This is a genomic window from Promicromonospora vindobonensis (genome assembly GCF_042685865.1).
In the GTDB taxonomy this organism is placed as follows: Bacteria; Actinomycetota; Actinomycetes; order Actinomycetales; family Cellulomonadaceae; genus Promicromonospora; species Promicromonospora vindobonensis.
Genome location: NZ_JBHUOG010000001.1, coordinates 833,622 through 857,296, shown reverse-complemented (window position 1 = coordinate 857,296; position 23,675 = coordinate 833,622). Strand labels below are relative to the sequence as shown.

Annotated in this window: 21 protein-coding genes; 11 read left to right on the top strand and 10 right to left on the bottom strand. The window is 72.0% G+C overall.

Going from position 1 to position 23,675, the window contains the following annotated elements:
• Nucleotides 1-2: 2 nt before the first annotated feature.
• The 5 genes from ACFS27_RS04085 to ACFS27_RS04065 all read right to left on the bottom strand — a co-directional run bounded on the left by ACFS27_RS04085 (nt 3) and on the right by ACFS27_RS04065 (nt 3,546).
• Nucleotides 3-563, bottom strand: coding sequence for a TetR/AcrR family transcriptional regulator (locus ACFS27_RS04085; protein WP_377180570.1), 561 nt, complete (start codon nt 561-563; stop codon nt 3-5).
• Between the two features lie 90 nt (nt 564-653).
• A complete protein-coding gene (locus ACFS27_RS04080) occupies nt 654-872 on the bottom strand; it encodes an SCO4848 family membrane protein (protein WP_377180569.1) in 219 nt (72 codons plus the stop codon).
• Nucleotides 873-916: 44 nt separating this feature from the next.
• Nucleotides 917-2,122, bottom strand: a complete 1,206-nt coding sequence (locus tag ACFS27_RS04075; protein WP_377180568.1) for a GNAT family N-acetyltransferase — start codon at nt 2,120-2,122, stop codon at nt 917-919.
• Nucleotides 2,123-2,260: 138 nt separating this feature from the next.
• A complete protein-coding gene (locus ACFS27_RS04070; protein WP_377180567.1) occupies nt 2,261-2,896 on the bottom strand; it encodes a GNAT family N-acetyltransferase in 636 nt (211 codons plus the stop codon).
• 110 nt (nt 2,897-3,006) lie between these two features.
• Nucleotides 3,007-3,546 (bottom strand): GNAT family N-acetyltransferase, encoded by a 540-nt coding sequence (locus ACFS27_RS04065; protein ID WP_377180566.1) that lies wholly within the window; start codon nt 3,544-3,546, stop codon nt 3,007-3,009.
• 86 nt (nt 3,547-3,632) lie between these two features.
• Here ACFS27_RS04065 and ACFS27_RS04060 point away from each other — a divergent pair, with 86 nt between their 5' ends.
• The 4 genes from ACFS27_RS04060 to ACFS27_RS04045 all read left to right on the top strand — a co-directional run bounded on the left by ACFS27_RS04060 (nt 3,633) and on the right by ACFS27_RS04045 (nt 7,733).
• On the top strand, nt 3,633-5,021 hold the full coding sequence (locus ACFS27_RS04060) for a DHA2 family efflux MFS transporter permease subunit (protein ID WP_377180565.1): 1,389 nt from the start codon (nt 3,633-3,635) through the stop codon (nt 5,019-5,021).
• Nucleotides 5,022-5,040: 19 nt separating this feature from the next.
• On the top strand, nt 5,041-5,988 hold the full coding sequence (locus ACFS27_RS04055) for a siderophore-interacting protein (RefSeq protein WP_377180564.1): 948 nt from the start codon (nt 5,041-5,043) through the stop codon (nt 5,986-5,988).
• A gap of 234 nt (nt 5,989-6,222) precedes the next feature.
• Complete coding sequence (locus tag ACFS27_RS04050; RefSeq protein ID WP_377180563.1) at nt 6,223-7,182, top strand: hypothetical protein; 960 nt, start codon at nt 6,223-6,225, stop codon at nt 7,180-7,182.
• A 134-nt stretch (nt 7,183-7,316) separates the two neighbouring features.
• Complete coding sequence (locus ACFS27_RS04045; RefSeq protein ID WP_377180562.1) at nt 7,317-7,733, top strand: VOC family protein; 417 nt, start codon at nt 7,317-7,319, stop codon at nt 7,731-7,733.
• Between the two features lie 102 nt (nt 7,734-7,835).
• On the opposite strand, the gene ACFS27_RS04040 is transcribed toward ACFS27_RS04045, so the two are convergent.
• From ACFS27_RS04040 to ACFS27_RS04030, 3 genes are all read right to left on the bottom strand, one after another.
• The gene (locus tag ACFS27_RS04040; RefSeq protein WP_377180561.1) at nt 7,836-8,759 is read right to left on the bottom strand and encodes an NADP-dependent oxidoreductase; all 924 of its coding nucleotides are present in this window, start codon (nt 8,757-8,759) and stop codon (nt 7,836-7,838) included.
• A gap of 76 nt (nt 8,760-8,835) precedes the next feature.
• The gene (locus tag ACFS27_RS04035) at nt 8,836-9,825 is read right to left on the bottom strand and encodes an SMP-30/gluconolactonase/LRE family protein (RefSeq protein WP_377180560.1); all 990 of its coding nucleotides are present in this window, start codon (nt 9,823-9,825) and stop codon (nt 8,836-8,838) included.
• Nucleotides 9,826-9,947: 122 nt separating this feature from the next.
• Nucleotides 9,948-12,434, bottom strand: coding sequence for an ATP-dependent DNA ligase (locus ACFS27_RS04030; protein WP_377180559.1), 2,487 nt, complete (start codon nt 12,432-12,434; stop codon nt 9,948-9,950).
• A gap of 101 nt (nt 12,435-12,535) precedes the next feature.
• On the opposite strand from ACFS27_RS04030, the gene ACFS27_RS04025 reads away from it, so the two are divergent.
• Entirely contained in the window at nt 12,536-12,859 is a 324-nt protein-coding gene (locus tag ACFS27_RS04025; protein WP_377180558.1) for a glutaredoxin family protein, read from the top strand.
• A 78-nt stretch (nt 12,860-12,937) separates the two neighbouring features.
• On the top strand, nt 12,938-13,828 hold the full coding sequence (gene ku, locus ACFS27_RS04020) for a non-homologous end joining protein Ku (protein ID WP_377180557.1): 891 nt from the start codon (nt 12,938-12,940) through the stop codon (nt 13,826-13,828).
• Between the two features lie 53 nt (nt 13,829-13,881).
• Here the strand turns inward: ku and ACFS27_RS04015 are convergent, their stop codons facing one another.
• Complete coding sequence (locus tag ACFS27_RS04015; protein ID WP_377180556.1) at nt 13,882-14,487, bottom strand: hypothetical protein; 606 nt, start codon at nt 14,485-14,487, stop codon at nt 13,882-13,884.
• 134 nt (nt 14,488-14,621) lie between these two features.
• Between ACFS27_RS04015 and ACFS27_RS04010 the strand changes: the two genes are divergently transcribed.
• The 4 genes from ACFS27_RS04010 (at nt 14,622) to ACFS27_RS03995 (ending at nt 19,063) form a co-directional block, all read left to right on the top strand.
• Nucleotides 14,622-16,292 (top strand): metallophosphoesterase family protein, encoded by a 1,671-nt coding sequence (locus ACFS27_RS04010; RefSeq protein ID WP_377180555.1) that lies wholly within the window; start codon nt 14,622-14,624, stop codon nt 16,290-16,292.
• Nucleotides 16,293-16,302: 10 nt separating this feature from the next.
• Nucleotides 16,303-17,049, top strand: coding sequence for a metal-dependent transcriptional regulator (locus tag ACFS27_RS04005; RefSeq protein WP_377180554.1), 747 nt, complete (start codon nt 16,303-16,305; stop codon nt 17,047-17,049).
• A gap of 78 nt (nt 17,050-17,127) precedes the next feature.
• On the top strand, nt 17,128-18,357 hold the full coding sequence (locus tag ACFS27_RS04000) for an MFS transporter (RefSeq protein WP_377180553.1): 1,230 nt from the start codon (nt 17,128-17,130) through the stop codon (nt 18,355-18,357).
• 46 nt (nt 18,358-18,403) lie between these two features.
• Complete coding sequence (locus ACFS27_RS03995; protein ID WP_377180552.1) at nt 18,404-19,063, top strand: vitamin K epoxide reductase family protein; 660 nt, start codon at nt 18,404-18,406, stop codon at nt 19,061-19,063.
• A 154-nt stretch (nt 19,064-19,217) separates the two neighbouring features.
• On the opposite strand, the gene ACFS27_RS03990 is transcribed toward ACFS27_RS03995, so the two are convergent.
• Nucleotides 19,218-20,549 (bottom strand): alkaline phosphatase family protein, encoded by a 1,332-nt coding sequence (locus tag ACFS27_RS03990; protein WP_377180551.1) that lies wholly within the window; start codon nt 20,547-20,549, stop codon nt 19,218-19,220.
• Nucleotides 20,550-20,674: 125 nt separating this feature from the next.
• On the opposite strand from ACFS27_RS03990, the gene leuS reads away from it, so the two are divergent.
• Entirely contained in the window at nt 20,675-23,614 is a 2,940-nt protein-coding gene (leuS, locus tag ACFS27_RS03985; RefSeq protein ID WP_377183585.1) for a leucine--tRNA ligase, read from the top strand.
• Nucleotides 23,615-23,675: the final 61 nt, after the last annotated feature.

The following is a 23,675-nucleotide window of genomic DNA, read 5'->3' as shown; positions in this document are numbered from 1 at the left end:
GGTCATGGGTGCTCCTTCTGGGTCAGCAGGCCCACGAAGCCGCGCACCGCAGCGGCCAGCGCGTCCGGGTCCTGCGTGGCGCGGGCCAGGACGAACCCGCCCTGGATGATCGCGAGGGCGGCGTGCGCGCGGTCGCCGGCGACGTCGTCGGGCAGGCCCGTCTCGCGAAAGATGCCGGTGAGGACCCCGAGCAGCCGCACGAAGTAGGCGTCGACCACGTCGCGCAGGCCCTCGTCGTCCATCACCGCCTGCTCGGCGGTGAGGCGGCCGATCCTGCAGCCGGCGAGCGCGTCGCGTGGCCGCTCGAGGTAGGCGACCAGGCGTTCGATCGCCGGGGCGTCGCTGCCGAGGGTGCGCATCGCCCGGGCGAGCGTCTGGTCGACGGTGGCGCCGACGGCCGCGACGGCGAGGTCGTGCTTGGTGGGGAAGTGGTGGTACAGGCTGCCCTGCCCGACACCGGACGCCGCCAGCACGGCGCGCGGGCTCGTCGGCCCGACGCCCTGGACGGCGAAGAGATCCTGTGCGGCGCCGACGAGGCGGTCGCGTGCGGTGTCCGTGCTCATGGATGCACCATACCTACCTCAAGGTATGGTGGCAATAGGCCGCCGCCCGGAGCAGCCGGCGGGCGCGGCCCGGGGGTGGCCCTGGGCGGCTCAGAGCAGGGTCAGCACGCCCAGCACCCCGACCGCCAGAGCCAGGGCGAGGGACACCGCGATCAGGACGGTGTGCACGGTGAGGAACGTCGTCGCCCTGCCGTTCGCGTCGCGGGACCGGGGGTCGGCGACGATGCGCTGCCAGAACCGCGGCCAGATGAGCAGGTTCCACGCGGCGGTGAGGATCAGGACGACGGACCAGGCGACCGGGATGTTCACGTGCCCAGTATGAAGTTCACGTGCGCGGTACGAACACGTGCGCGTCAGAAGTAGTCGCGGACGTGGACCTGGCGGCCCGAGAACAGCGCGGTCAGGACGGCGTCGTGCTCCGGCGGACCGGTCAGGGCGCCCGCGAACCGCAGGTTGCCCGCCGACTGCGCCCCCGCGTAGAGCAGCGCCAGCCCGTTCGGGCTCAGGACCGGCCGCTCGTGGTGCGCGTCCTCGAGGGCGACGGTGTCGCGCGCGACACGAGTGACGCCGTCGGACACCGTGAGGGTCCAGGCGCCGTCGAGGTCCGGAGCGCCGCGCACCGCGAACGGGACGCGCGCACCCTCGAGGGGCGACCGCACGCCGCCCAGCGCCCCGGCGACGTCCAGCACCCGGAGCATGTAGGGGTGGGCCGAGTGGACCGTCGTGGTCAGGCTGGGCAGCACCAGCCAGGCGGGATCCAGGCCCGACGTCGACACGCGCGCCGTGCCCACCACCGTCGAGAAGCTGCCGAGCGTGCGCCACAGGGCGCGCGCGGCGTCGGGCGTCAGGGCGATGAGGTCGTCGACCTCCATGACGGCGCTCGACGGCGTGAACCCCTCGCCGCGGAGCCAGCTCGCGAAGCCGACCACCTCACCGGAGCCGTCCACGGCCAGCGTGACGCCCGTGTAGTCGGCGAAGAACTTCTCGGGCGGGGTCCAGAAGGGCTTCTCCGCCCGCGAGACCGGGCCGTTCTGCGCGGCGGCCCACGTGCGGTGGACGGCCGTGACGGCGTCGAAGTCGGCGACTCCCGCCCGCCGGGTGACGATGCCGCTGGGCGCCGCCACGCGACCCAGCTCCGGCAGCGGGACGTCGACGTCGTCGAACGAGCCGACCACCTCGTAGCCGAGGCCGCGGTAGATGCCCGGTGCGCTCGGGTAGAGCGTGGAGATCGCCTCGCCGCGCTCGCGCGCTTCGCCGAGGGCCGTGGCGAACAGCCGGCCGAGGTGGCCAGAGCCGCGGCGCTCCGGCTCGACGGCGACCCCCGCGATCCCTGCCGTCGGGACCCGCGCGCCGTGGAACCACGACGTGAACCCGTACACCCGCAGGCGGGCGGCCATGCCGTCGCCGTCGAACGCTGCCCACTCCCGGAAACCGGATGCTGCCCACTCCTCGGGGGTCGGCACGGGGCGCCCGCCCTCCGGCGTACCGAACGCCTCGCTGCCGAGGCGGGTGTAGTCCGGCTGGTCGGCGTACTCGACGGGGCGCACGGTGATACCCATGCAGCCGACCTTAGACGTGTCCGGTGCTGGGGGCGTTGGGCGAACGGGTTCAGGCTCCGTTCATGGCGACTGAGCCTGCGGCTCCGCTCCGGGCGCGTGCCTCGTTCCTCGGCCCCCACCCTCCGCTGCGCCTCCGGCTCAGTCGCCGAAGTAGGCGACCAGTTCCTCCGCCGGGTGGGGCCGGAGCAACGGGGTACGCGTGACCTCGAGCGGCTCGGGCGTGAGCAGGCCTGGCAGCTCGGCGTCAGCGGTGCGGTCGCCGGGGGTGATCCCGTCGTCGGACACGAGGTCGCGCTGGAAGAGCACGGCGTCGTGCCACTGGCCCAGCTTCCAGCCGATCTTCTCGAACGTACCCGCCCGGTGAAAGCCCGCCGCCTCGTGCAGCGCGATGGCGGGGTCGTTCGGCAGCACGATGCTCGCGACGGCGCGGTGGTACCCGCGGTGTGCGAGACGCGCCAGGAGCGTGTCGTAGAGGGCGCGGCCGCCACCACGCCGCTGGTGGTCGGCCGCGACGTAGACGTTGGTCTCGAGAGTCCAGCGGAACGTCGGGCGGTCCGCGAACGGCTTGGCGTAGGCGAAGCCGGCCACGGCGCCCTCCGTCTCGAGCACCAGCCACGTCTCCCGGCCGAAGAACCGTTCGATGCGGCGCGTCATCGCGCGGGCGTCCGGCGGGCTGGTCTCGAAGGTCGCCGCCGAGTCGGCGACGAAGGGTGCGTAGATCGCGGCGCAGGCTGCGGCGTCGTCTGGTGTCGCGACGCGGACGGTGCTGTCCATGGACGGATCCTGCCGTGAACCGGCGGCGCGCGATGATCGCAGCGCGGGCTTGACGACGGCGCCCTGAGCAGGTAGTTCGGGTCAGCGCCTGGTTCAGGCGGGCTCGCTCGTCACGTGGGCTCGCCGGTCGGCGGTGCGCCGTCGAGGCCGGGCACGAGGTCCTTCTGTAGGCGCATGACGTCGTGCCACCGGCCGTGCTTCCAGCCGATCCCCCTGAGCGTGCCCACCACCTCGAAGCCCAGTGCGCGGTGCAGGCCGAGGCTGGCGTCGTTCGGCAGCGCCAGACCCGCCACCAGACGGCGGTAGCCGCGCTCGGCCAGCCGCTCGAAGAGTGCCTCGTACAGCGCCCGGCCGGCCCCCGTCCGGCGTCGGCCGACCTCCAGGTAGACGCTGGTCTCGACCGACCAGCGGTAGGCCTCGCGCGCGGAGTACGGCGCGCCGTAGGCGAAGCCGACGACGTCCTGCCCTGCGGCGTCCTGCGCGACGAGCCATGCGTGACGGGCCGAACAGCTCGCGATACGGCGGGCCATCTCCTCGCTGCTCGGCGGGTCCGACTCGAAGCTGACGTGGGTGTGGCGCACGTAGTGGCCGTAGATGTCGGCGCAGGCTGTCGCGTCGTCGGGGGTCGCAGGCCGGATCGTCAGGTCCATGACCTGATGGTGCCGGATCTTCGGCGAGGGACGAAGCCGCCGGCCGCACCGGGGCGCGTGTCGGTGGCTGGGCATAGCGTGTGGCCGTGACCACGCTCCAGAGACGGGTGCTCCTCGTCGCCATCCTCGGCTCGTTCGTGTCGTTCCTCGACGGCACCGTGGTGAGCGTCGCGCTGCCCGCCATCGCGCGGGAGCTCGGGGGGCCCGGCGTCGCTGGGCTGGCCCTGCAGCAGTGGGTGGTCGACGCGTACCTGGTGACGCTGGGCGCGCTGATGCTCGTGGCCGGCTCGGTGTCCGACGTCTACGGGCGGCGCCGCGTGCTGGCGGTCGGGCTCGTCGGGTTCGCTGCCGCCTCGGTGTTGTGCGCGCTCGCGCCGACCGGTCTGGTCCTCGTCATCGCGCGCGCCCTCCAGGGGGTGGCGGGCGCCCTGCTGGTGCCGAGCTCGCTCGCCCTGATCGTCGCGACGTTCAGCGGCGAGGCGCAGGCTCGTGCGATCGGCCGGTGGACCTCGTGGACGACCGCCGCGATGATCGTCGGCCCGTTCGTCGGCGGCCTCCTGGTCGACTTCGTGTCCTGGCGCTGGGTGTTCTGGATCAACGTGCCCGTCATCGCCGTGACCCTCTGGCTGCTGCGCGGGGTCCCGGCGGCGGCCGGCGAGCCCGGGCGCCGCGTGGACGTTCCCGGTGCGGTGCTGGCCGCGTTCGGCCTGGCGGGTGTCGTGTTCGGGCTCATCGAGGGGGAGCGGCTCGGGTGGACGTCGCCCGGTGTCCTGGTGCCGGTCGTCACGGGCGCCGCGATGCTGGTGGCGTTCGTCCTCTACCAGCGGCGGGCGGCGGACCCGATGCTCCCGCTGAGCCTGTTCCGGGCGCGCAACTTCGCGTGGGGCAACCTTGCCACGACCGCGATCTACGGGGCGCTCTCGCTGGGCGGGTTCGTGCTCACGCTGTTCCTGCAGCAGGTTGCCGGGTACTCCGCGACCTGGTCGGGGGTGGCGCAGCTGCCGACCACGTTCGCGATGATCCTGCTGTCCGCCTGGTTCGGCACGCTGGCGGGCCGCCGCGGGCCGCGGTTGTTCATGACGGTGGGGCCGATCGTGGCGGGGGTCGGGTACCTCCTGATGCTCTCGATCGACGAGACGGCCTTCTACCCCACGCAGGTGCTGCCCGGCCAGCTCGTGTTCGGGCTGGGCCTCGCGATCACGGTGGCGCCCCTGACAGCGGCCATCCTCGGCGCCGTCCCGACCCATGACGCCGGCATCGGCTCAGCGGTGAACAATGCCGTGGCCCGTGTGGCGGGCCTGGTGACCGTCGCGTTCGCCGGCATCATCACCGGCGGTGTGCTCGACGTCGCGTCGTTCCATCGTGCGCTCGTCGTGACGGCTGCGCTCCTCGTGGTCGGTGGGCTGCTGTCCTTCGTGGGGATCCGGAACAGGCGCCGGGTCGATCCGGACCAGACCCTGGTCAAACCGACTTAGGTATGCCTAACCTCAGTGCATGGCACACAAGGGGCGCAAGGCGATCGACCCGCACGTCGTGATGGCCGACGTCGTGAACACCAAGCGGGTCACCCCGAACATGATGCGCGTGACCCTCGGCGGCGCCGAGCTCGCCCGGCTCACACCGGCCGGCTACGACCAGTGGTTCCGCCTGTTTCTGCCGCGCGCCGGCCAGGACATGCTGCGGCTGCCGACGCGCACGTCAGGGCTCTGGTACGCCGAGTACCTCACCACGCCGAAGGCCCGGCGGCCCTGGGTGCGCAACTACACCGTCCGCGCCGCGCGGCCCGACCTGAACGAGATCGACGTCGACTTCGTGCTCCACGGCGGCCCAGAAGAGCTGGCCGAGCACGGCTCCGGCAACGCCGCCGAGCACGGCCCGGGGCCGGGCGCCGGCTTCGCCCAGGCCGCCGAACCGGGTCTGCGGGTCGGCATCCTCGACCAGGGCATCTCCTACGACCCGCGCCACGCGCACGACTGGACACTCCTCGTGGCCGACGAGTCCGGGCTGCCAGCCGTTGCGGGCATCTGCGAGTCCCTCCCCGAGGACGCCCGTGGCATCGCGGTCATCGAGGTCCCCACGGCCGCGGACAGGCAGGAGGTCCGGGCACCGGCCGGCGTCGAGCTGCGGTGGGTGGTCCGGTCCGACGACCCGGGTGATGCTGCGGGCGTCGCGGTGGGTGGCGCTGGTGCGGGTGCCGGTGCTGGTGCTGGTGCCGGTGCTGGTGCTGGCGTAGGCGCGGGCGTTGTCCCGGGTCAGGCGGCGCTCGCGGAGCTGCGGGGCCTGGACCTCGCCGGTCTCGGTCCCGAGGTGTATGCGTTCACGGTCGGTGAGGCGTCGCTGGCCACCGGTGCGCGGCGGTATCTGGTGAATGAGTGCGGAGTGCCCAAGGCGTACGTGGACTTCGTGGGCTACTGGCGCCACGGCCGCTCCTCCCCGGGCTGAGCAAGCCCGCCCGCGCTGCGCCCGGGTAAGAGTGATCGGTAGAAGGTCAGGTGATCGGCAGCCCGGGACTGCCGATCACCTGACGTTCTACCGATCACTCGCCCGGCCTGCTTGCACGGGCCAGCAGCCGGGTGGTCGTCGCGAGTGCGACCACAGGCGCTGATCTCGACGGGTTGTGCACAGGGCGCCCGGCAGGGGCGCCGCGCCGGCTCTGGTCTGAGCGAACCTCGTGGGGTGAACGAAGCCGAGATCGTCCTGGCCCGCGAGCACGATCGCGAGGCGCTGCGCCGCGCCGTGCGGGGCCAGAAGATGGAGAGGATCCGCCGGGGTGCCTATCGCCGTCGCCGGGACCCGACCGGTGACCGGTACGAGGTCGCCCGGGACAGGGCGGTCGCACGCGTCGTCGCCGTGAGCTCCCAGATTCGCCGCGCCGTGGTGAGCCACGAGTCGGCGGCCCTGCTGTACGGGTTACGCCTGTGGCAGCTGCCCGAGCGCGTCCACGTCATCCAGTCGTACCGGGCGTCGTCGGCGTCCGCCAGTGATGTTGCGCGGCATCTTCTGACGCTCGCCGATCACGAACGGACCGTCCTGGGCGGGGTGCCGGTGACCAGTCCGGCGCGTACCGTCGCGGACTGCTGCGTCTCGCTGCACCCGTTGCTCGCGCTCGTCATCGTGGACCACGCGCTCGCCCTCGGGATCGACCTCGGGGCCGTGCGGGAGATCATCACGGGGATGCGGGACGTGCGCGGCCGCCGTCGGGCGCTCCTGGTGCTCGACCTGGCGGACATGGGGGCCGAGTCGGCCTGGGAGACCTGGCTGCGCTACCTGGTCCTGCGGGCCGGTCTGCCCCGACCGACCACGCAGCTGAGGGTACGCACGCCGCACGGTGAGTTCCGGGCCGACCTGGGCTGGGAGGCGTTCCGGCTGCTGGCCGAGTTCGACGGGCGCGTCAAGTACGTCCCCGGGGCGCTGGGGCCTCGGCACGACGCCGGTCGTGCGCTGTTCGACGAGAAGCGCCGCGAGGATCATCTCCGGGAGGAACGCTGGGGCGTGGTGCGGGTGACGTCGTCGGACGGCGCGGGCCCGGCGCTCGCCCGGGTGCTGCGCCATGTGCCGGAGCAGGTTGGTGCCACCCTGACGCCGCGGCGTCTCCTCCTGCCCCCGCCGGCCCGCGGCGGGCTAGGTGGTCGGTAGGCCACCCGAGTACTCGGCAGAAGGTCAGGTGATCGGCAGTCCCGGGCTGCCGATCACCTGACCTTCTACCGACCATCCGGGGGACACGATCCAAATCCCTTGGGTGCGCGATCCGGGTGTGCCAGGGTCCGATGGTGGCTTCCTTCATCTCGCACCTGACCATCGACTGCTCCGACGCCTACTCGCTCTCCGAGTGGTGGAAACCGGTGCTCGGCTACGACGACGTGCCGGGCGACCCGAACCTGCCCGGCCACGACGAGTGCATGATCGCCGACCCGGCGGGCGAGGGCACGAACGTCCTGTTCATCGAGGTCCCGGAGAGCAAGTCGGTGAAGAACCGCCTCCACCTCGACCTGCGCCCGCGCGCGGACCTGCGGGACACCGAGATCGAACGGGTGATCGCGCACGGGGCCACCGTGGTGGCCGACCGGCGCGGCCAGTACGGACCCGGCACGGGCTGGGTGGTGCTCGCCGACCCGGAGGGGAACGAGTTCTGCATCCTCCGTTCGCCCGCCGAGGTCGACAAGCAGTCCACGCCAGCCGGCGAGTGACCGGACGGGCCCGGCGGGTGGTCGGCAGAACGTCAGGTGATCGGCAGCCCGGGAGTGCCGATCACCTGACGTTCTACCGACCACAGTGGGCCCGTCACCCCGTTAGACGCGCACGACCACCTTGCCGCGCGTGTGGCCGGTCTCGTTGGCCCGGTGCGCGGCCGCCGCGTCGGCCAGGTCGAAGACCTGAGCGATCTCGACCGACAGCGTGCCGGCGTCGAAGAGCGCGGTGAGCGCGTCGAGGTCCTCGGTGGAGGGGCGCACCCAGACGTAGTGCCCGCCGTGCTCGGTGCGGGCGGTGGCGTCGGCGATCGAGGCGATGGTGCCGCCGTCGGCCAGGAGCTCCGCGCTGGTGGCGACGGCGTCGCCCCCGGCGAAGTCGAGGGCGACGTCGACGCCGTCCGGCGCGATCGCGCGGACCCGGTCGGCCAGGCCGTCGCCATAGGTAACGGGCTCCGCCCCGAGCGCGCGCAGGAAATCGTGGTTGCCCTCGCTCGCGGTGCCGATGACGCGCGCGCCCAGCGCCTTGGCGAGCTGCACGCCGAACGCGCCGACGCCGCCTGCCGCTGCGTGCACCAGCACGGTCTGGCCCTCCTGGACCCCGGCGCGCCGGATCGCCTGGTAGGCGGTGAGGCCGGCCAGCGGTACCGCTGCCGCCTCCTCGAAGCTCAGGGACGACGGCTTCTTGGCCAGGGTGCGCACGGGTGCGGCGACGAGCTCCGCGAAGGTGCCGCCCTTGACCGTGTCCTTGCGCACGTAGCCGTACACCTCGTCGCCGACCTGGAACTCGGTGGTGTCCAGGCCGACCTGCTCGACGACACCTGCCACGTCCCAGCCCGGGATGGCAGGGAGCTCCGTGTCGATCAGGCCCTCCAGGTAGCCCTGGCGGATCTTCCAGTCGACCGGGTTGACCGAGGCCGCCCTGACGCGGACGAGCAGGGTGTCGGGACCGATGTGCGGGTCCGGCTGCTCGGTGAGCTCCAGGACGTCCGCGCTGCCGAACTCTGAGTACGTGATGGCTCGCATGTCAGCCACAACCCACCCGGCGGACGCCGGTATTCCGCGGCCGCCGGGTGGGCCGGGGCACAGGTCGCCTGGTCGCTCAGTGCAACGGCAGGCGGGTGACCCAGTACTCGGTGTCCTCCTCCGGCGTCGTCGTGAACCGGGCGTTCGGCAGGTAGAGGGCACCGGCGAAGCCCGCGATGGTGGTGGGCGTGTCGAAGTCGTCGCTGGTCCGCGTCTGCACCACCCGCCCTTCCGATGCCGCCCGGTCGAGCCGCACCGTCGCCACCTGGTTGCGGGTGTTCTGCGCGACGTAGAGCGTGCGGCCGGTCCTGAGCATCCCGTCACCGTTGGTGAGCTGGTCGTCGCCGAGATCGACCCGGTAGGCGTGCCCGTTGGTCGGGTCCACCCGGAAGAGACCACCGGTCGTCGAGTTCACGACGAGCAGGGACCTGCCGTCGGGCGACGTCGTGATGCCGTTGGCGTTGAACCCGTCGACCTGCTCCCAGTCGCCGTGCAGCGCCAGCTCGTCGAACGTGCCCGTTGGCGAGCCGCCAGGGCCCAGGTGGAGGCGGTGGACCACGGGGCGCTCGGAGTCGGTGAAGTAGGCGTAGCGCTTCGTCACGACGACGTCGTTCACGAAGCCGCCACCGAAGTCGTATGTCGCGAGGACCTCTCCGGTGCGCCCGTCGACGACACGTGCGTCGCCGCCGGTGCCGCCCGAGACGAACAGGCGGCCCTTGGCGTCCACGGTGAGCCCCACCGACGGCGTGCCTGGTCCCTGGCTGATCACCTCGCCCTCGCCGGTCAGCAGGTCGGCGCGATAGATGTCGCCGTCGGCCAGCGAGCCGAACCAGGCCACAGGGCCCGCCGTCGTGATGCCCTCGGGCTGGAAGGCGTCGGGCAGCTCGATCCGGTCCGGTAGCTCGATCAGGGGAAAGGGGTCACGCAGCGCGTGGCTGACCTGCTGCGCTGGGGAGCTGCTGGGGGTCGCTCCGGGTGCGGCGACTGCTGTCGCCGGGACGGCCGCGAGCGTGAGCGCGGCAAGGATGGCCGTCGGGGCGGCCAGACGCTGGGGGTGTCTGAACATCTCTGTCCTCCGTCCGTCGCAGAACACGGTACGACGATGGTCCGCAAATGGGGAGCAAGGCTGTAAAAGTGTGCCAAGCGGCCATGCCCGCTAGTTCGGCCGGATCGAGGACCAGGCCGGCGTCATCCCTGACCAGGGGCCTCCACCACGACGTCCTCCGGCGACTTGTCCGGCCGCCACCCGCGCCACACCGAGTGGCGCATCCGCCGCTCGCCGGACGCGCTGCCGCTGCCCTCCGCCCAGTCGGCGTACGTCACCTCGCCCACCAGCTTCGGCGTCACCCAGCGGGCGTCGGACGCGTCCTCCGTCGGCACGCCGGATGCGCCGGGGGTCTTGCGCTCCATGGCCTGCAGCCGCGTCGTGATCTCCCGGCGCTCGCGCTCGGTGAAGCCCGTGCCGACCCGTCCCACGTAGCGCAGGCCGCCGCCCGCTTCGCCGTCCTCCGGCACAGCCATGAGCAGGGAGCCCATCACCGAGGTGTTCGCCCGGCCCGGGCGCCAGCCCACGATCACGACCTCCTGCATCGCGCTGTGCTTGAGCTTGAGCCACTCCCGCGAGCGCCGTTCGGCGTAGGTGGAGGTCTGGCGCTTGGCGACGACCCCCTCCAGCCGCAGGGTTCGTGAGGTGCGCATGGCGGCGTCGAGGTCGCCGTCGAACGCAGGCGGGAGGTGGATGGGGGCGCTGGGCGTGAGGAGGGACTCCAGCAGCTCGCGCCGCTCGGTGTAGGGCTGGTCGGTGACGCTGTCGCCGTCGGCCTCCAGGACGTCGAAGAGCATGAGGTCCACCTGGACGCGGGCCCGCGCGCGTGCGACGTCGCGCTCCTTGCGGAGGTTGGCGCGCTGCTGGAGGCGGCGGAAGTCGGGGCGGCCGTCGCGGTCGAGGGCGACGATCTCGCCGTCGAGCACGACCGGCAGCCGGGCAGGGTCGACCTGGCCGGCGAGCGCGGCCAGCTCCGGGAAGGTGACGGTGAGGTCCTGGCCGGAGCGGCTGACCAGGCGCACGGTCTCGGGGTCCTCGACGTGGGCGAGCGCGCGGAACCCGTCCCACTTCATCTCGAACGTCCAGCCGTCGGGCTCGACGAGCTCGCCGGGTGCCGCGTTGGTGGCGAGCATCGGCCGCCGCACCTTCTCTCGTTGCGTGCCGGCTCTCTGCCCCGACCGGGCCTTCTTGGTGGGTGCAGCGCTCGGCGGGGTCGGGGCGCCCGGCTGGGCCTTGGTCAGGTGGATCAGCCAGTTGTTCTCCGCGTCGCCGTCGCGGCCGCCCGTACGGATCAGCGCGAGGCGCCGCGCACCGCGTTCCGCGGAGTGGAGCGTGACGATCACCTCGTCGTCGCGCCACTTCTCCAGGTCGTACGTGCCGGAGTCCCAGATCGTGACCTCGCCGCCGCCGTACTCACCGCTCGGGATGGTGCCCTCGAAGGACCCGTACTCCAGGGGGTGGTCCTCGGTCTGGACGGCCAGGTGGTTCTTCGCGGGATCCGTCGGTTCGCCGCGGGGGAGGGCCCAGCTGACGAGCACGCCGTCGTGCTCGAGGCGGAAGTCCCAGTGGAGGCGGCGGGCGTGGTGCTCCTGGATGACGAACGTGGGTTCCCCGGCGGCTCGTGCGGCGTCGGAGTCGGGGCCGAACGGTTCAGGGGTCCTGGCGGGGTCGCGCTTGGCCCGGTAGGTCTCCAGCTTCTGGAAGGTGGCGAGGCGCTCCGGCGTCGGCTCGAGCGCGGAGAGGTGGCCTTCGAGGAGCGGGGCGAGGAGGTCGCCGTCGGCCTCGACGCGGGCGACCACCTCGTCGGGCGTGAGCTGGGCGAGGTCCGGGTCGTCGAGCTCCGCCCAGGTGCGTGGCGCTGCGACCCACGGCTCCTCGCGGCCGCGCAGGGAGTAGGGAGCGATGGTGGTCTTGTTGCCGTTGTTCTGCGACCAGTCGACGAGCACCTTGCCCGCGCGCAGGCTCTTGCTCATGTCGCTGACGACGAGGTCGGGGTGCTCGGACTCGAGGTAGCGCGCGAGCTCGTGCGCGACGGCGGAGACGGCGTCGGAGTCGAGGCGGGTGTCCTGCGCCTTGCCGAGGGCCGCGTACAGGTGGATGCCCTTGGAGCCGGAGGTCACCGGATACGGCTCCAGACCCATGCCCTGCAGGATCTCGCGGGCCCAGCGGGCGACCTGTGCGCACTCGGGCAGGCCGGCGCCGGGGCCGGGGTCGAGGTCGAGCACCAGGCGGTCGGGGTCGAGGCGTGCGCCGGTGCGGCCGAACTGCCACTGCGGGGTGTGCAGCTCGAGCGTCGCCGTCTGGCCCAGCCAGGTCAGGGTCGCGAGGTCGTTGACCAGCACGTAGTCGTTGGCCGACGTCTTGTGCTGGATCGACCGTCGCTTGACCCAGTCGGGGGTGGAGGCGTCCAGGTTCTTCTGGAAGAACATCTGCCCGCCCGTGCCGTCGGGCCACCTCTTGCGCGTGGCGGGGCGGTTGGCGGCGTGCGGCAGCAGGACGGGCGCCACCTGGGTCAGATAGTGCAGGACCTCGCCCTTGGTGGTCCCGGACGCGGGGAACAGCACCTTGTCGAGATTGCTCAGGCGGAGGCGATGTCCGTCGACCATGACCGTCTGCTGCGTGGACGCCATCACCCCATCGTGCCGCTGGTCCGGTTCTCGTGCCCAGGCGTCGCCGAGATCACGTGCCAGGCGGTCGTGACGGCGGCGGGAACTCCGCTAGGCTCCGGCGAGTGATTTCGGACTACCTCGCGACCGACGCGTTCGCAGCGCCCCTGGCGACTGCAGGCGACGCCCCGTCGGCCGCCCGACCTGAGCAGCTCACCGTCTACGGCGCCGAGTGGTGCCGTGACTGCCGTCGCAGCAAGGCCGTGCTCGACGTGCGCCGCGTCAGCTACGTGTACGTGGACCTCGCCGCTCAGCCAGCCCGTGCCGACGAGGCCGAGGCGCTGACCGGGCGAAAGACCATCCCGGTGCTGGTCTTCCCCGACGGCGAGCAGCTCGTCGAGCCCACCAACGCCGAGCTCTGCGCGAAGCTGGACCGCGCAGGCCTCTGACACCTTCCGCCGCCGCGAGCGGAGTCGGCCCAGACCGAAACCTGGGCATGTGGTGCGCTTGGGGCGCACTATAGATAGATGAGGGCGATCTGGAAGGGCGCCGTGACCTTCGGCCTCGTCAACGTTCCGGTCAAGCTGTACAGCGCGACCGAGGACCACGACGTGTCGCTGCACCAGGTACACGACGCCGACGGTGGACGTATCCGGTACAAGCGCGTGTGCGAGATCGACGGCGAAGTGGTGCCGTACGAGCACATCGACCGCGCCTACGACGACGGTGAGCGCACGGTCGTGCTCACCAAGAAGGACCTCGCCGACCTCCCGGCCGAACGGGACCGTGAGATCTCGGTGGTGGAGTTCGTGCCCAGCGAGCAGATCGACCCGATCATGTTCGACCGGACGTACTACCTCGAGCCGGACTCCAAGTCCACGAAGGCGTACGTGCTCCTGCGTCGCACGCTGGAGGAGACCGAGCGCACTGCCATCGTGAAGTTCGCGCTCCGCCAGCGCACCAGGCTTGCGGCGCTGCGCGTGCGTGACGAGGTGCTGGTGCTGCAGACCCTGCTGTGGGCCGACGAGGTCCGGGAGGCCGCTTTCCCCTCCCTCGACGAGCCGGCGAAGATCTCCGACAAGGAGCTCACGATGTCGGCCCAGCTCGTCAGCAGCTTCGAGGCCGACTTCACACCAGAGGACTACGAGGACGACTACCAGGTGCAGCTGCGCAAGCTCGTCGAGGCGAAGCTCGAGGCGGGCGAGACCGTCGACACGGCGGCGACGTTCGGCGAGGCGGCCGAGGAGGAGGGCGAGGGCGCCGAGGTGGTCGACCTGATGGAGGCGCTCAAGCGCAGCGTCGCGGAGTCCAAGTCCAAGTCGGGATCCGGATCGGGTACGAAGTCCGGGTCGCGGTCGTCGTCTTCCTCGTCCTCCTCGAAGTCGAAGCCGAAGTCGAAGTCCCGGAAGGCAGGCTGACCCGCTCGTCGCGGCGGCGCGGGGCCCCGCGGCACGGATCCCGTCGCGGCGCGTCAGCGGCGCAGCCGCGCCCCCAGGCCGCGCTCGCCCGCTCGCATGACGTGGGCGTGCGCCCAGGCGAGCGGGTGGGGACCGATCCGGGCCGCGGCCCGGAACCAGGCGGGGACGGGGGTGACGTCCCAGCGGAGACGCACCTCGGCGGAACCCGTGCCGCCGCCGGCGGAACCCGCGCCGCCCTCGGCCGAGCCCCGACCGCCCGAGCCTCGGCCGGCTGCCCCCGCCGACACCCTGACCAGCGCAGTCCCGGCCAGATCCCCGGACACCCGCAGCCGCGCCACGCCATCCTCCGCCGTCCACGCCATCCTCCGCGCTTCCGGCGGGTCACACGTGGACGATGACGTGGTCCGCGGACCATGGCGTGGCTCCTGCGCCTCGACCAGGTCCAGCCGGAACCGCAGCGCGTAGCCGAGCGGGCTGCGGACCTGCAGCCGGGCCCAGGCTCCGGGTGCGGCCAGCCCGTCCGGCCCGACGACGGGATGGGTGGCGAGGGCGGTCAGCCCCGGCCACCAGTCGGGCCAGGTGAACCGGGGGTCGGCGAGTACCGACCAGACGCGCGCCACCGGCGCAGGCGGGCGCCAGACCGACTCGAGTACGAACATCAAGGACATCGTGCCGTGTGGCCTGCGGGTTCGCAGGCTGCAGGCCTGCCCTGTCGCGGCCGAACCGCGCATGGGGCACCCGGCACCCCGACGCGCGGCACGCGGCGGCCGTGTCGCATGAAAAGGTAGGTCCGATGAGTCGCACCAACCCGCCCCGCTGGCTGCGCTGGACCCTTGCCGGCGTGGCAGCCGCCGTCGTATGCCTCACGTTCGGGATCACGACGGCGAGGGCCGACCTCAGCCTCGGCCCGCACGAGGCCACGTACGCGGTCACAGCGAACGACCGGCTGCTCGCCGACCTCGGCCCGCTCGGCACCGTCGTGACGGAGTCCCCGCTCCCGCTCAACCTCGGCGTGCGGATCACCGTGCACGAGATCCCCGCTGACCTCTCCGCCGTGGACACGGCCAGCTTCGACGCCCTCTCCGGCGACCTCGACGGGTACCTCCAGTTCTTCGACACCCCGCAGCAGACGGTGCGCACCGTGGCGTGGGCGCTGGTCTGGGACGCGGCTCGGGGGACAGGTGCGGCCGCTCTCGTGCTCGCAGTGGCCGGCTTCGGCCTGTGGGCCCTGCTCGGGGCGGCCCGACGGCGGGACCTCGCCCGCGCCCTGGTGCCCCGCACCTGGGAGATCACGGGCGCCGTGCTCGTCGTCGTGCTGGTGGCCAGCACCGCCACCGCGAGCTCGGGTCCCGAGGAGCGGGCGTCGCTGCCCGCCTCGCCCGTGTTCGAGGGAACTGCCCTGGAAGGCGCGCGCATCACCGGCCGGCTGGCCGGCGTCATCGACACCTACAGCGGCCAGCTGGTGGAGACCTACCAGGCCAACGAGGTGTTCTACGCCGGAGCCCGCGAACGGCTGAACGAAGCGTGGGACGCCCGGGTCGCCGAGCAGGAGGCTGCGGAGGCCGACCAGGGCCCCACGGCGTCGGACAGCCCGGAGAGCACCGACTACGTGACGTTCCTCCTGGTCTCGGACCTGCACTGCAACACAGGCATGACGCCCCTCATCCGGGACCTCGCCGACCGCATGGGACCCGACGTCATGCTCAACGCCGGTGACACCACGATCAACGGCACGAGCGTCGAGTCGGTCTGCGTGGACTCGTTCGCCTCCGCGGTGCCCGACGGCGTGCCGTTCGTGGTCTCCGACGGCAACCACGACTCGCGCCTGACGACGGCGACGGAGCTCGCGAACCGCCAGATCGTGCTCGACGGCAGCGTCGTCGAGGTCGAGGGCGTCCGGATCCTCGGCGACCGGGACCCGCTGGAGACGCGGATCGGCGGCGGCACGGTGATCGCGCGCGAGGAGACGCCCGAGGAGGCCGGCGAGCGTCTGCGGGACGTGGCGTGCGAGGCAGCGGGCGATCCGGGCCTCGGCGGGTACGTCGGGGAGGACCGGGTGGACCTGCTGCTGATCCACCAGCCCGCCGTCGGCGACGCGGCGCTGGAGTCGGGCTGCGTGCCGTTCCAGGTCTCCGGGCACATGCACACGCGGATCGGGCCGGACGTCGTGGGGTACGGCGTGCGGTACGTGAACGCGAGCACCGGCGGCGCGACGAAGGGCAACACGTCGGTGGGTCCGCTGCGGGACTCCTCGGAGATGACGGTGCTGCGGTTCGATCCCGAGCGGCGCCGGTTCGTGGACTGGCAGCTCGTCGAGGTCACGCCGGACGGGGAGGCGTCGGTAGGTGAGCGGCAGATGATCCCTCCGCCGGTGCCGCTGCCCGACGAGGTGCCGGGTGACGCCGAGGAGGGTGTGATGTCCGGCACCGGGTGGACGCCGTCGTCGTCGCCGTCCGGCAACTAGGCTCGGGGGCGTGGAGATCGCAACCGACCCGGCCGAGCTGACGCCCGTCGCCCAGGACTACCTGAAGGCGGTGTGGTCGGCGCAGGAGTGGTCGGACGAGAAGGTGACGACCAAGCATCTCGCCGACCGGCTCGGTGTGGGTGCCTCCACGGTGTCGGAGACGGTGCGTCGCCTGTCCGGGCAGGGGCTGCTGGAGCACGAGCGGTACGGGGCCATCCGGCTGACCGACGACGGCCGCCGTCTCGCCCTGGCGATGGTGCGCAGGCACCGGCTCCTGGAGACGTTCCTGGTGGACCAGCTCGGGTACGGCTGGGACGAGGTGCACGACGAGGCCGAGGTGCTGGAGCACGCGGTCTCGGACGTCTTCGTCGAGCGGATGGCCGAGCGCCTGGGCCACCCGTCGCGGGATCCGCACGGTGACCCGATCCCTGCGGCCGACGGCACGGTGGTGCGGCCCTCCGCCGTACCCCTGTCGTCGATGCACGCGGGGGACGCCGGCACGGTGGTCCGCATCTCCGACGCCGATCCCGACGCGCTGCGCTACCTCGCGGAGCTCGGCCTGGACCTGGACATGCGGGTCGAGGTCACGACGCGGCGCGAGTTCGCAGGCACGGTCGCCGTGTCCTGGACCTGCCCAGCAGCCCTGCCGGAGCAGGACGGCGACGCCTCGGCTTCCGGCGTGCAGCCGGGTGCGGTCGAGCGCGTGGCCGATCTCGGACTGCTGGCGGCTTCCCGCGTGTGGGTGGCGCGGAGGTAGTCTCCTCCCGTTCCCCTCCGCTCGTCGCCGGCGTCGCCGACGGTCACCCGAATCGATACGACGCTCCTGGAGACCCCCATGGCGACCAGCTCTCCTCAGCCTGCCCCCGACGAGGCGGCAGGCACCCGTTCGATGCGCAAGGCCGCACCGGCGCTCGTCGCGCTGGCGGTCGGCGGCTTCACCATCGGCACCACCGAGTTCGCCGCGATGGGCCTGCTGCCCGACGTCGGCGCGGACCTCGGCGCGACCGACCCGCAGGTGGGGCACACCATCACCGCGTACGCGCTCGGCGTGGTCGTCGGGGCGCCGCTGCTGACCGTTGCCGCGGCGCGGATGTCGCGCAAGCGCCTGCTGCTCGTGCTGATGGGTGCGTACACGCTCGCGAACGTGCTGTCGGCGGCGGCGCCGGACATCGGCTGGCTCGTGGTCGGGCGGTTCTTCGCCGGGCTGCCGCACGGGGCGTTCTTCGGCGTCGGCGCCGCGGTGGGTGCCGCTGTCGCGGGGCCGGCCCAGCGGGGGCGCGCCGTCGCGATGATGATGACGGGCCTGACCATCGCGAACGTCATCGGCGTTCCCCTGTCCACCTGGGTGGGGCAGGTCTTCGGGTGGCGCACGTCCTACGTGCTGATCGGCGCGCTCGGTATCGTCACGCTGCTCGGGCTGTGGCGGCTCGTGCCGGATGCCGCCGGCGGTCCCGGGCGTTCCGTGCGCACCGAGCTGGCGACCCTGCGGAACGCGCCCCTGTGGTTCGCGTTCGCGGCGGGCGCCATCGGGTTCGGCGGCATGTTCGCCGTCTACACGTACGTGGCCCCCACGATGACCGGCGTGACCGGCCTGCCCGGCGGCGCGGTGCCGTGGGTGCTCGCCCTGTTCGGCGTCGGGATGACGGTGGGGACGCAGATCGGCGGTCGGCTCGCCGACCACGGGGTGCTGCGCGCGGTGCTGATCGGCTTCGTGGCGACGGCGGCGTCGCTGGCGCTCTTCGCCCTCACCGGCGCCTCGGTGGTGCCCGCCCTGGTCTCCCTGTTCCTGCTCGGCGTCACCTCGCAGATGCTGGGCCTCGCGTTCCAGACCCGGCTCATGGACCTGGCTCCTGGCGCGTCGTCGCTGGGTGCGGCGCTGTGCCATGCCGGGCTCAACGTGGCCAACGGTGCGGGGGCGTTCCTCGGCGGCGTGGTCATCGACGCCGGCTGGGGCTACCTCGCGCCCGCCTGGGCCGGCGTGGGGGTCACCCTGCTGGGCCTCGGCATGATCCTGGCGTTCGGGCGGCAGCGGGTGGCGCACCAGCCGACGGAGACAATTTTGTGACCCAGGACCCAGCAATGTCCCAGTCTCCGCCGGTAGCGTTGGGCAGGTGAATGAGACCGGGGCGACCACGACGTCGTCGGAGAGCTCGATGAACCATGAGAACGACCTCGCCGAGACAGGGCCCAGGCCGTTCGGCGGCCGCACCATGGGGCTGCTCCTGGTGGTGCTGGGCGGGATCGGCTTCGTGGCCTCGTTCGCTCTCGCCTGGGAGAAGTACCTGGCGTTCGTCGATCCGGACCGGACGGCGTCCTGCACCGTCAACCTGTTCGTCACCTGCAGCGCCGCCATGGACTCGTGGCAGGGCGCGCTGCTCGGCTTCCCCAACCCGTACATCGGTGTGGCAGCGTTCCCCGTCGTCGTCACGACGGGCGTGATGCTCCTGCTCGGTACCCGCCTGCCCCGCTGGTACTGGATGTCGCTGCTGGCCGGAACGGTGCTGGGCCAGGCGCTCATCTTCTTCCTGATGTGGACCAGCTTCTACACGATCGTCGCGCTGTGCCCCTACTGCATGGTCGTGTGGACCATCATGTGGCCGCTGCTCTGGTACCAGATCGTGCGGGGCGCACAGTCGGGCGACCTGCCCGTCGGCGCCGGGCTGCGGAACGCGATCGTCGGCAACCACGGCATCATCCTGATCATCGGCTACGTCGCGGCCGTTGCGTGGCTGATGCTGGCGGTGGGCGGGGACCTGGCCGCGTCGTTCTGAGGCTGGTCCCGGCGTCGGCGTGCCGGGGAAACAGGTACCGCGCGGGGTGGGTTGCTGTGCGTAGACACTGTCTACGCACAGCAACCCACCCCGCATTCGTACAGTCACCTCGCGCCGTCGCCCTACCGCCACTACCTCGCGGCGCGGGCGCCGCTCAGCGGCGCAGCGACTCGCGCAGCGCACGGCCCTCGCTGCCCGACGGCGGCGCGTAGCCCAGCAGCGCAGAGATCGTCGGCGCGATGTCGATGTGCCGCGGCGCACGAGGGTGTGCGTCCGGCCGGACCCCCGCTCCGGCCAGGACCAGGGGGACGCGCAGCTCGGTGGTCGAGCCGTGCCGCCCGGACGGGCCCGCCGGCGTCGTGCCGAACGACCAGCCGGGCTCCGGCTCGACGAGCAGGTCGCCGTGGTTCCGGCTCATGTGCATGCGCCGCTGGTCGGCCTTGTCGAAGACGTTCCGCACCTGCGGCAGCGCCGTCAGCGCCTCCTCCAGCCGGCGGACGGAGGCAGGGTCGCCCGCCCGCTCGCCAAGGATCCGCACGTCCGCGACGCCCCCGACGACGATCGCGACGTCGGTGCCAGGAGCCGGCGACTGACCGCTGGTCAGGACCTGCGGGGTGAAGCCCGCCTCCTCGATCGCGGCCAGCCCTTCGGCGCCGAAGCCCTTGTCGAAGGTCGTCATGCCGTGGTCGCCCGTGAGCACGAACGCGGTGCGGCCGTAGATGCCGGCGTCCTTCGTGGCCGCGACGATCCGCCCGATCTGGCGGTCGATCTCCGTCAGGGCGCCGGGGATGCTCGGATTGATGTCACCGCCCTCGTGGCCCAGCGCGTCGAGCGTGTCGCAGTAGACGGTCAGGAGCTCCGGGACGCCGTTCGCCGTCACGAGCTGCCCGCCGGAGCTGACCGGCTCGCCGCGCAGCACGGCGACCGCGTCGTCGGTGCGGCGGGCGCAGTCGCCGCCGGGCTGGGTGTAGAGGCCGTCGGGGTCGCCATACGTGACGCCGTAGTTCTGCAGGATGAACCACTGCGCGGAGAACACGGTGCCCCCCTGCTCGCGGATCGACTGCGCGATGGTGGGCACGGCGAGGTCACGCTGCTGACCGCGTGCCGTGTTCGTCTCGGTGTTGAACCAGTAGGCGGTGTTGCGGTGCGTCTCCGGCCAGGCGCCGGTCGCCACCGAGGACCAGGACGGGTTGGTGATCGAGGTCATCACGCCGGTCGAGGTCGTGACGCTGCCGCGGTGCAGGAGGCGCCGTAGGTTGGGCATCTCCGCGGACCCGTCACGGACCAGGTCGAGATACTCGATGTCGAACCCGTCGAGCGCGAGGAAGACCACGTGGTCGGCGGGGCGGTTGCGGGTGCCGGCGTCGCTGGTGGTGGACGAGCTGGCTTCATCGGTCGGCGACGGTACGGCAACGGCGGTCGGGGCCGTCCACACGACGGTGGCGGCGATGCTGGCGGCGAGGAGCTTTCGCAACGAGGGCATCATGCGGGCAATTCGAGCACTCCGGCGGACAACTTCGGGGGAGGAGCGGGCGAATGTCGGATGAACCTTCACCCTGTGGACGACCGAGAGCCGGGCAGCCGCTCGGTCGGTAGACTCGCCGCGTGACAATGCCCGACGCACCCGAGCGCACCGCGTCTTCGGACGAGCCCCGTTTCCGCTACACACCAGCCCTCGCGCAGCAGATCGAGCTGCGCTGGCAGGACGTCTGGGAGGAGCGCGGAACCTTCCATGCGGCGAACCCGCAGGGGCCGCTTACCGGTCCGGGCGGGCACCCGGCGGAGGGCAACCCGTACTTCATCATGGACATGTTCCCGTACCCCTCGGGTGCGGGCCTGCACGTGGGACACCCGCTGGGCTTCATCGCAACGGACGTGGTCGGTCGGTTCCGTCGGATGTGCGGCGACAACGTGCTGCACACCATGGGCTTCGACGCGTTCGGCCTGCCTGCCGAGCAGTACGCGGTGCAGACGGGCGAGCACCCGCGCCTGGTCACCGAGCGCAACATCGTCACGTACAAGCGGCAGCTCAGGCGGGCCGGCCTCGCGCACGACCCGCGCCGGTCGTTCGCCACGATCGACCCCGAGTACGTCCGCTGGACCCAGTGGATCTTCCTGCAGATCTTCGACTCCTGGTACGACGAGGACGCACAGCGGCCCGACGGCGGGCGCGGGCGTGCCCGGAGGATCAGCGAGCTGCGCGACGAGCTGGCGTCGGGCGCGCGTCCCGTACCCGGCCACGAGGGGGACAACACGGGCGGCGCCGTCTGGTCGGCGCTGAACGAGGGTGAGCAGCGCGATGTCGTCGACGCGCAGCGGCTTGCCTACGTGGACTCCTCGCCGGTGAACTGGGCGCCCGGCCTCGGTACCGTGCTGGCGAACGAGGAGGTCACCAGCGACGGCCGGTCCGAGCGCGGCAACTTCCCGGTGTTCACCAAGAACCTGCGCCAGTGGAAGATGCGCATCACCGCGTACGCGGACCGCCTCACCGACGACCTGGAGCTCATCGACTGGCCGGACAAGGTCAAGTCGATGCAGCGCAACTGGATCGGCCGGTCCACCGGCGCCGCCGTGCGGTTCGACGTGGTCGGCACCGCCGAGTACGACCCGGCCGGTGCGGGCGGCAGCCTCGAGGTGTTCACGACGCGTCCGGACACGCTGTTCGGCGCGACCTTCATGGTCGTGGCCCCCGAGCACCCGCTGCTCGACGAGGTGCCGAGCGCCTGGCCGGAGGGCACGCGCTCGGCGTGGACCGGTGGCTACGAGACGCCGGGCGAGGCGGTCGCCGCCTACCGGCGTGAGTCCGCCGCGAAGACCGCAGTGGAGCGCCAGGCGGACGCCGGCAAGAAGACGGGCGTGTTCACGGGTCACCTGGCCGTGAACCCGGTGACGGGGACGTCCGTCCCGGTGTTCACCGCCGACTACGTGCTCATGGGCTACGGCACCGGCGCGATCATGGCCGTGCCGGGCGGCGACGAGCGTGACTTCGCGTTCGCCGAGGCCTACGACCTGCCGGTGATCAACACGGTGGAGCCAGAGGGCGGCCTCCCCGAGGGACACGTCGGCGCCTACACCGGCGACGGCGTCGCGGTCCGGTCCTCGAACGACGAGATCTCGCTGGACGGGCTCGGCGTGACCGAGGCCAAGGCGCGGATCATCGAGTGGCTCGAGGCCAAGGGCATCGGCGAGGGTACGACCACCTACCGCCTGAACGACTGGCTGTTCTCCCGCCAGCGCTATTGGGGCGAGCCCTTCCCGGTGGTGTGGGACGAGCAGGACCGCCCGATGGCGCTGCCGGACTCGATGCTGCCCGTCGAGCTGCCCGAGGTGCCCGACTTCTCGCCGCGCACGTTCGAGCCCGACGACGCAGCCTCGGAGCCCGAGGCGCCGCTCGGCCGCAACGAGGACTGGGTCAACGTCGAGCTGGACTTCGGCGACGGCGCGAAGACCTACCGTCGCGACACGAACACCATGCCGAACTGGGCCGGCTCGTGCTGGTACTACCTGCGCTACCTCGACCCGACCGACACGGCGCACGCCGTGGACCCGGAGCTCGAGAAGTACTGGCTGGGCCCGCGGCACAACCCGACGTCCGGTCCGGCGGGTGGCGTCGACCTGTATGTCGGCGGTGTGGAGCACGCGGTGCTGCACCTGCTGTACGCGCGGTTCTGGCACAAGGTCCTGTTCGACCTGGGCTTCGTGACGAGTCTCGAGCCGTTCGGCAAGCTCTTCAACCAGGGGTACATCCAGGCGTACGCGTTCACCGACGCGCGCGGTGTGTACGTGCCGGCCGCCGAGGTCGATGGTGACGAGCAGACCGGCTTCACCTGGCGCGGCGAGCCCGTGAACCGCGAGTACGGCAAGATCGGCAAGTCGCTCAAGAACGTCGTCTCGCCGGACGAGATGTACGAGGCGTACGGCGCCGACACGTTCCGGGTCTACGAGATGTCGATGGGTCCGCTCGACCAGTCACGTCCGTGGAACACCCGCGACGTCGTCGGTTCGCAGCGGTTCCTGCAGCGGCTCTGGCGCAACGTCGTCTCGGAGGAGACCGGCGAGCTCACGGTGACCGACGACGAGCCCGACACCGCCACGCTGCGGGCCGTGCACCGCACCATCGCCGACGTCAGCGTCGAGATGGAGAACATGCGGCCCAACACGGCCATCGCCAAGCTCATCACGCTGAACAACCACCTCACGGGCTTGCCGTCCGTGCCGCGCGCCGCCGTCGAGCCGCTGGTCCTGATGACGGCGCCCATCGCGCCGCACATCGCGGAGGAGCTGTGGTCCCGGCTCGGTCACGAGGAGTCGCTGGCGCACGCGCCCTTCCCGGCAGCCGACGAGCAGTATCTCGTGCAGGACACCGTGACCTGCGTCGTCCAGGTGCAGGGCAAGGTGCGCGCCCGGTTCGAGGTCGCTCCGGACATCTCGGCCGAGGACCTGGAGGCGGCGGCCCTCAGCGAGCCGAACGTGGTCAAGTTCCTGGACGGCCGGGGCACCCGCAAGGTCATCGTCCGCGCCCCCAAGCTGGTCAACATCGTCCCGGCCTAACCTCCGCTTCCGTTGAGTGCTGGGTATCTGTGGGGTTCAACCGCCAGAACCCCCAGATGGC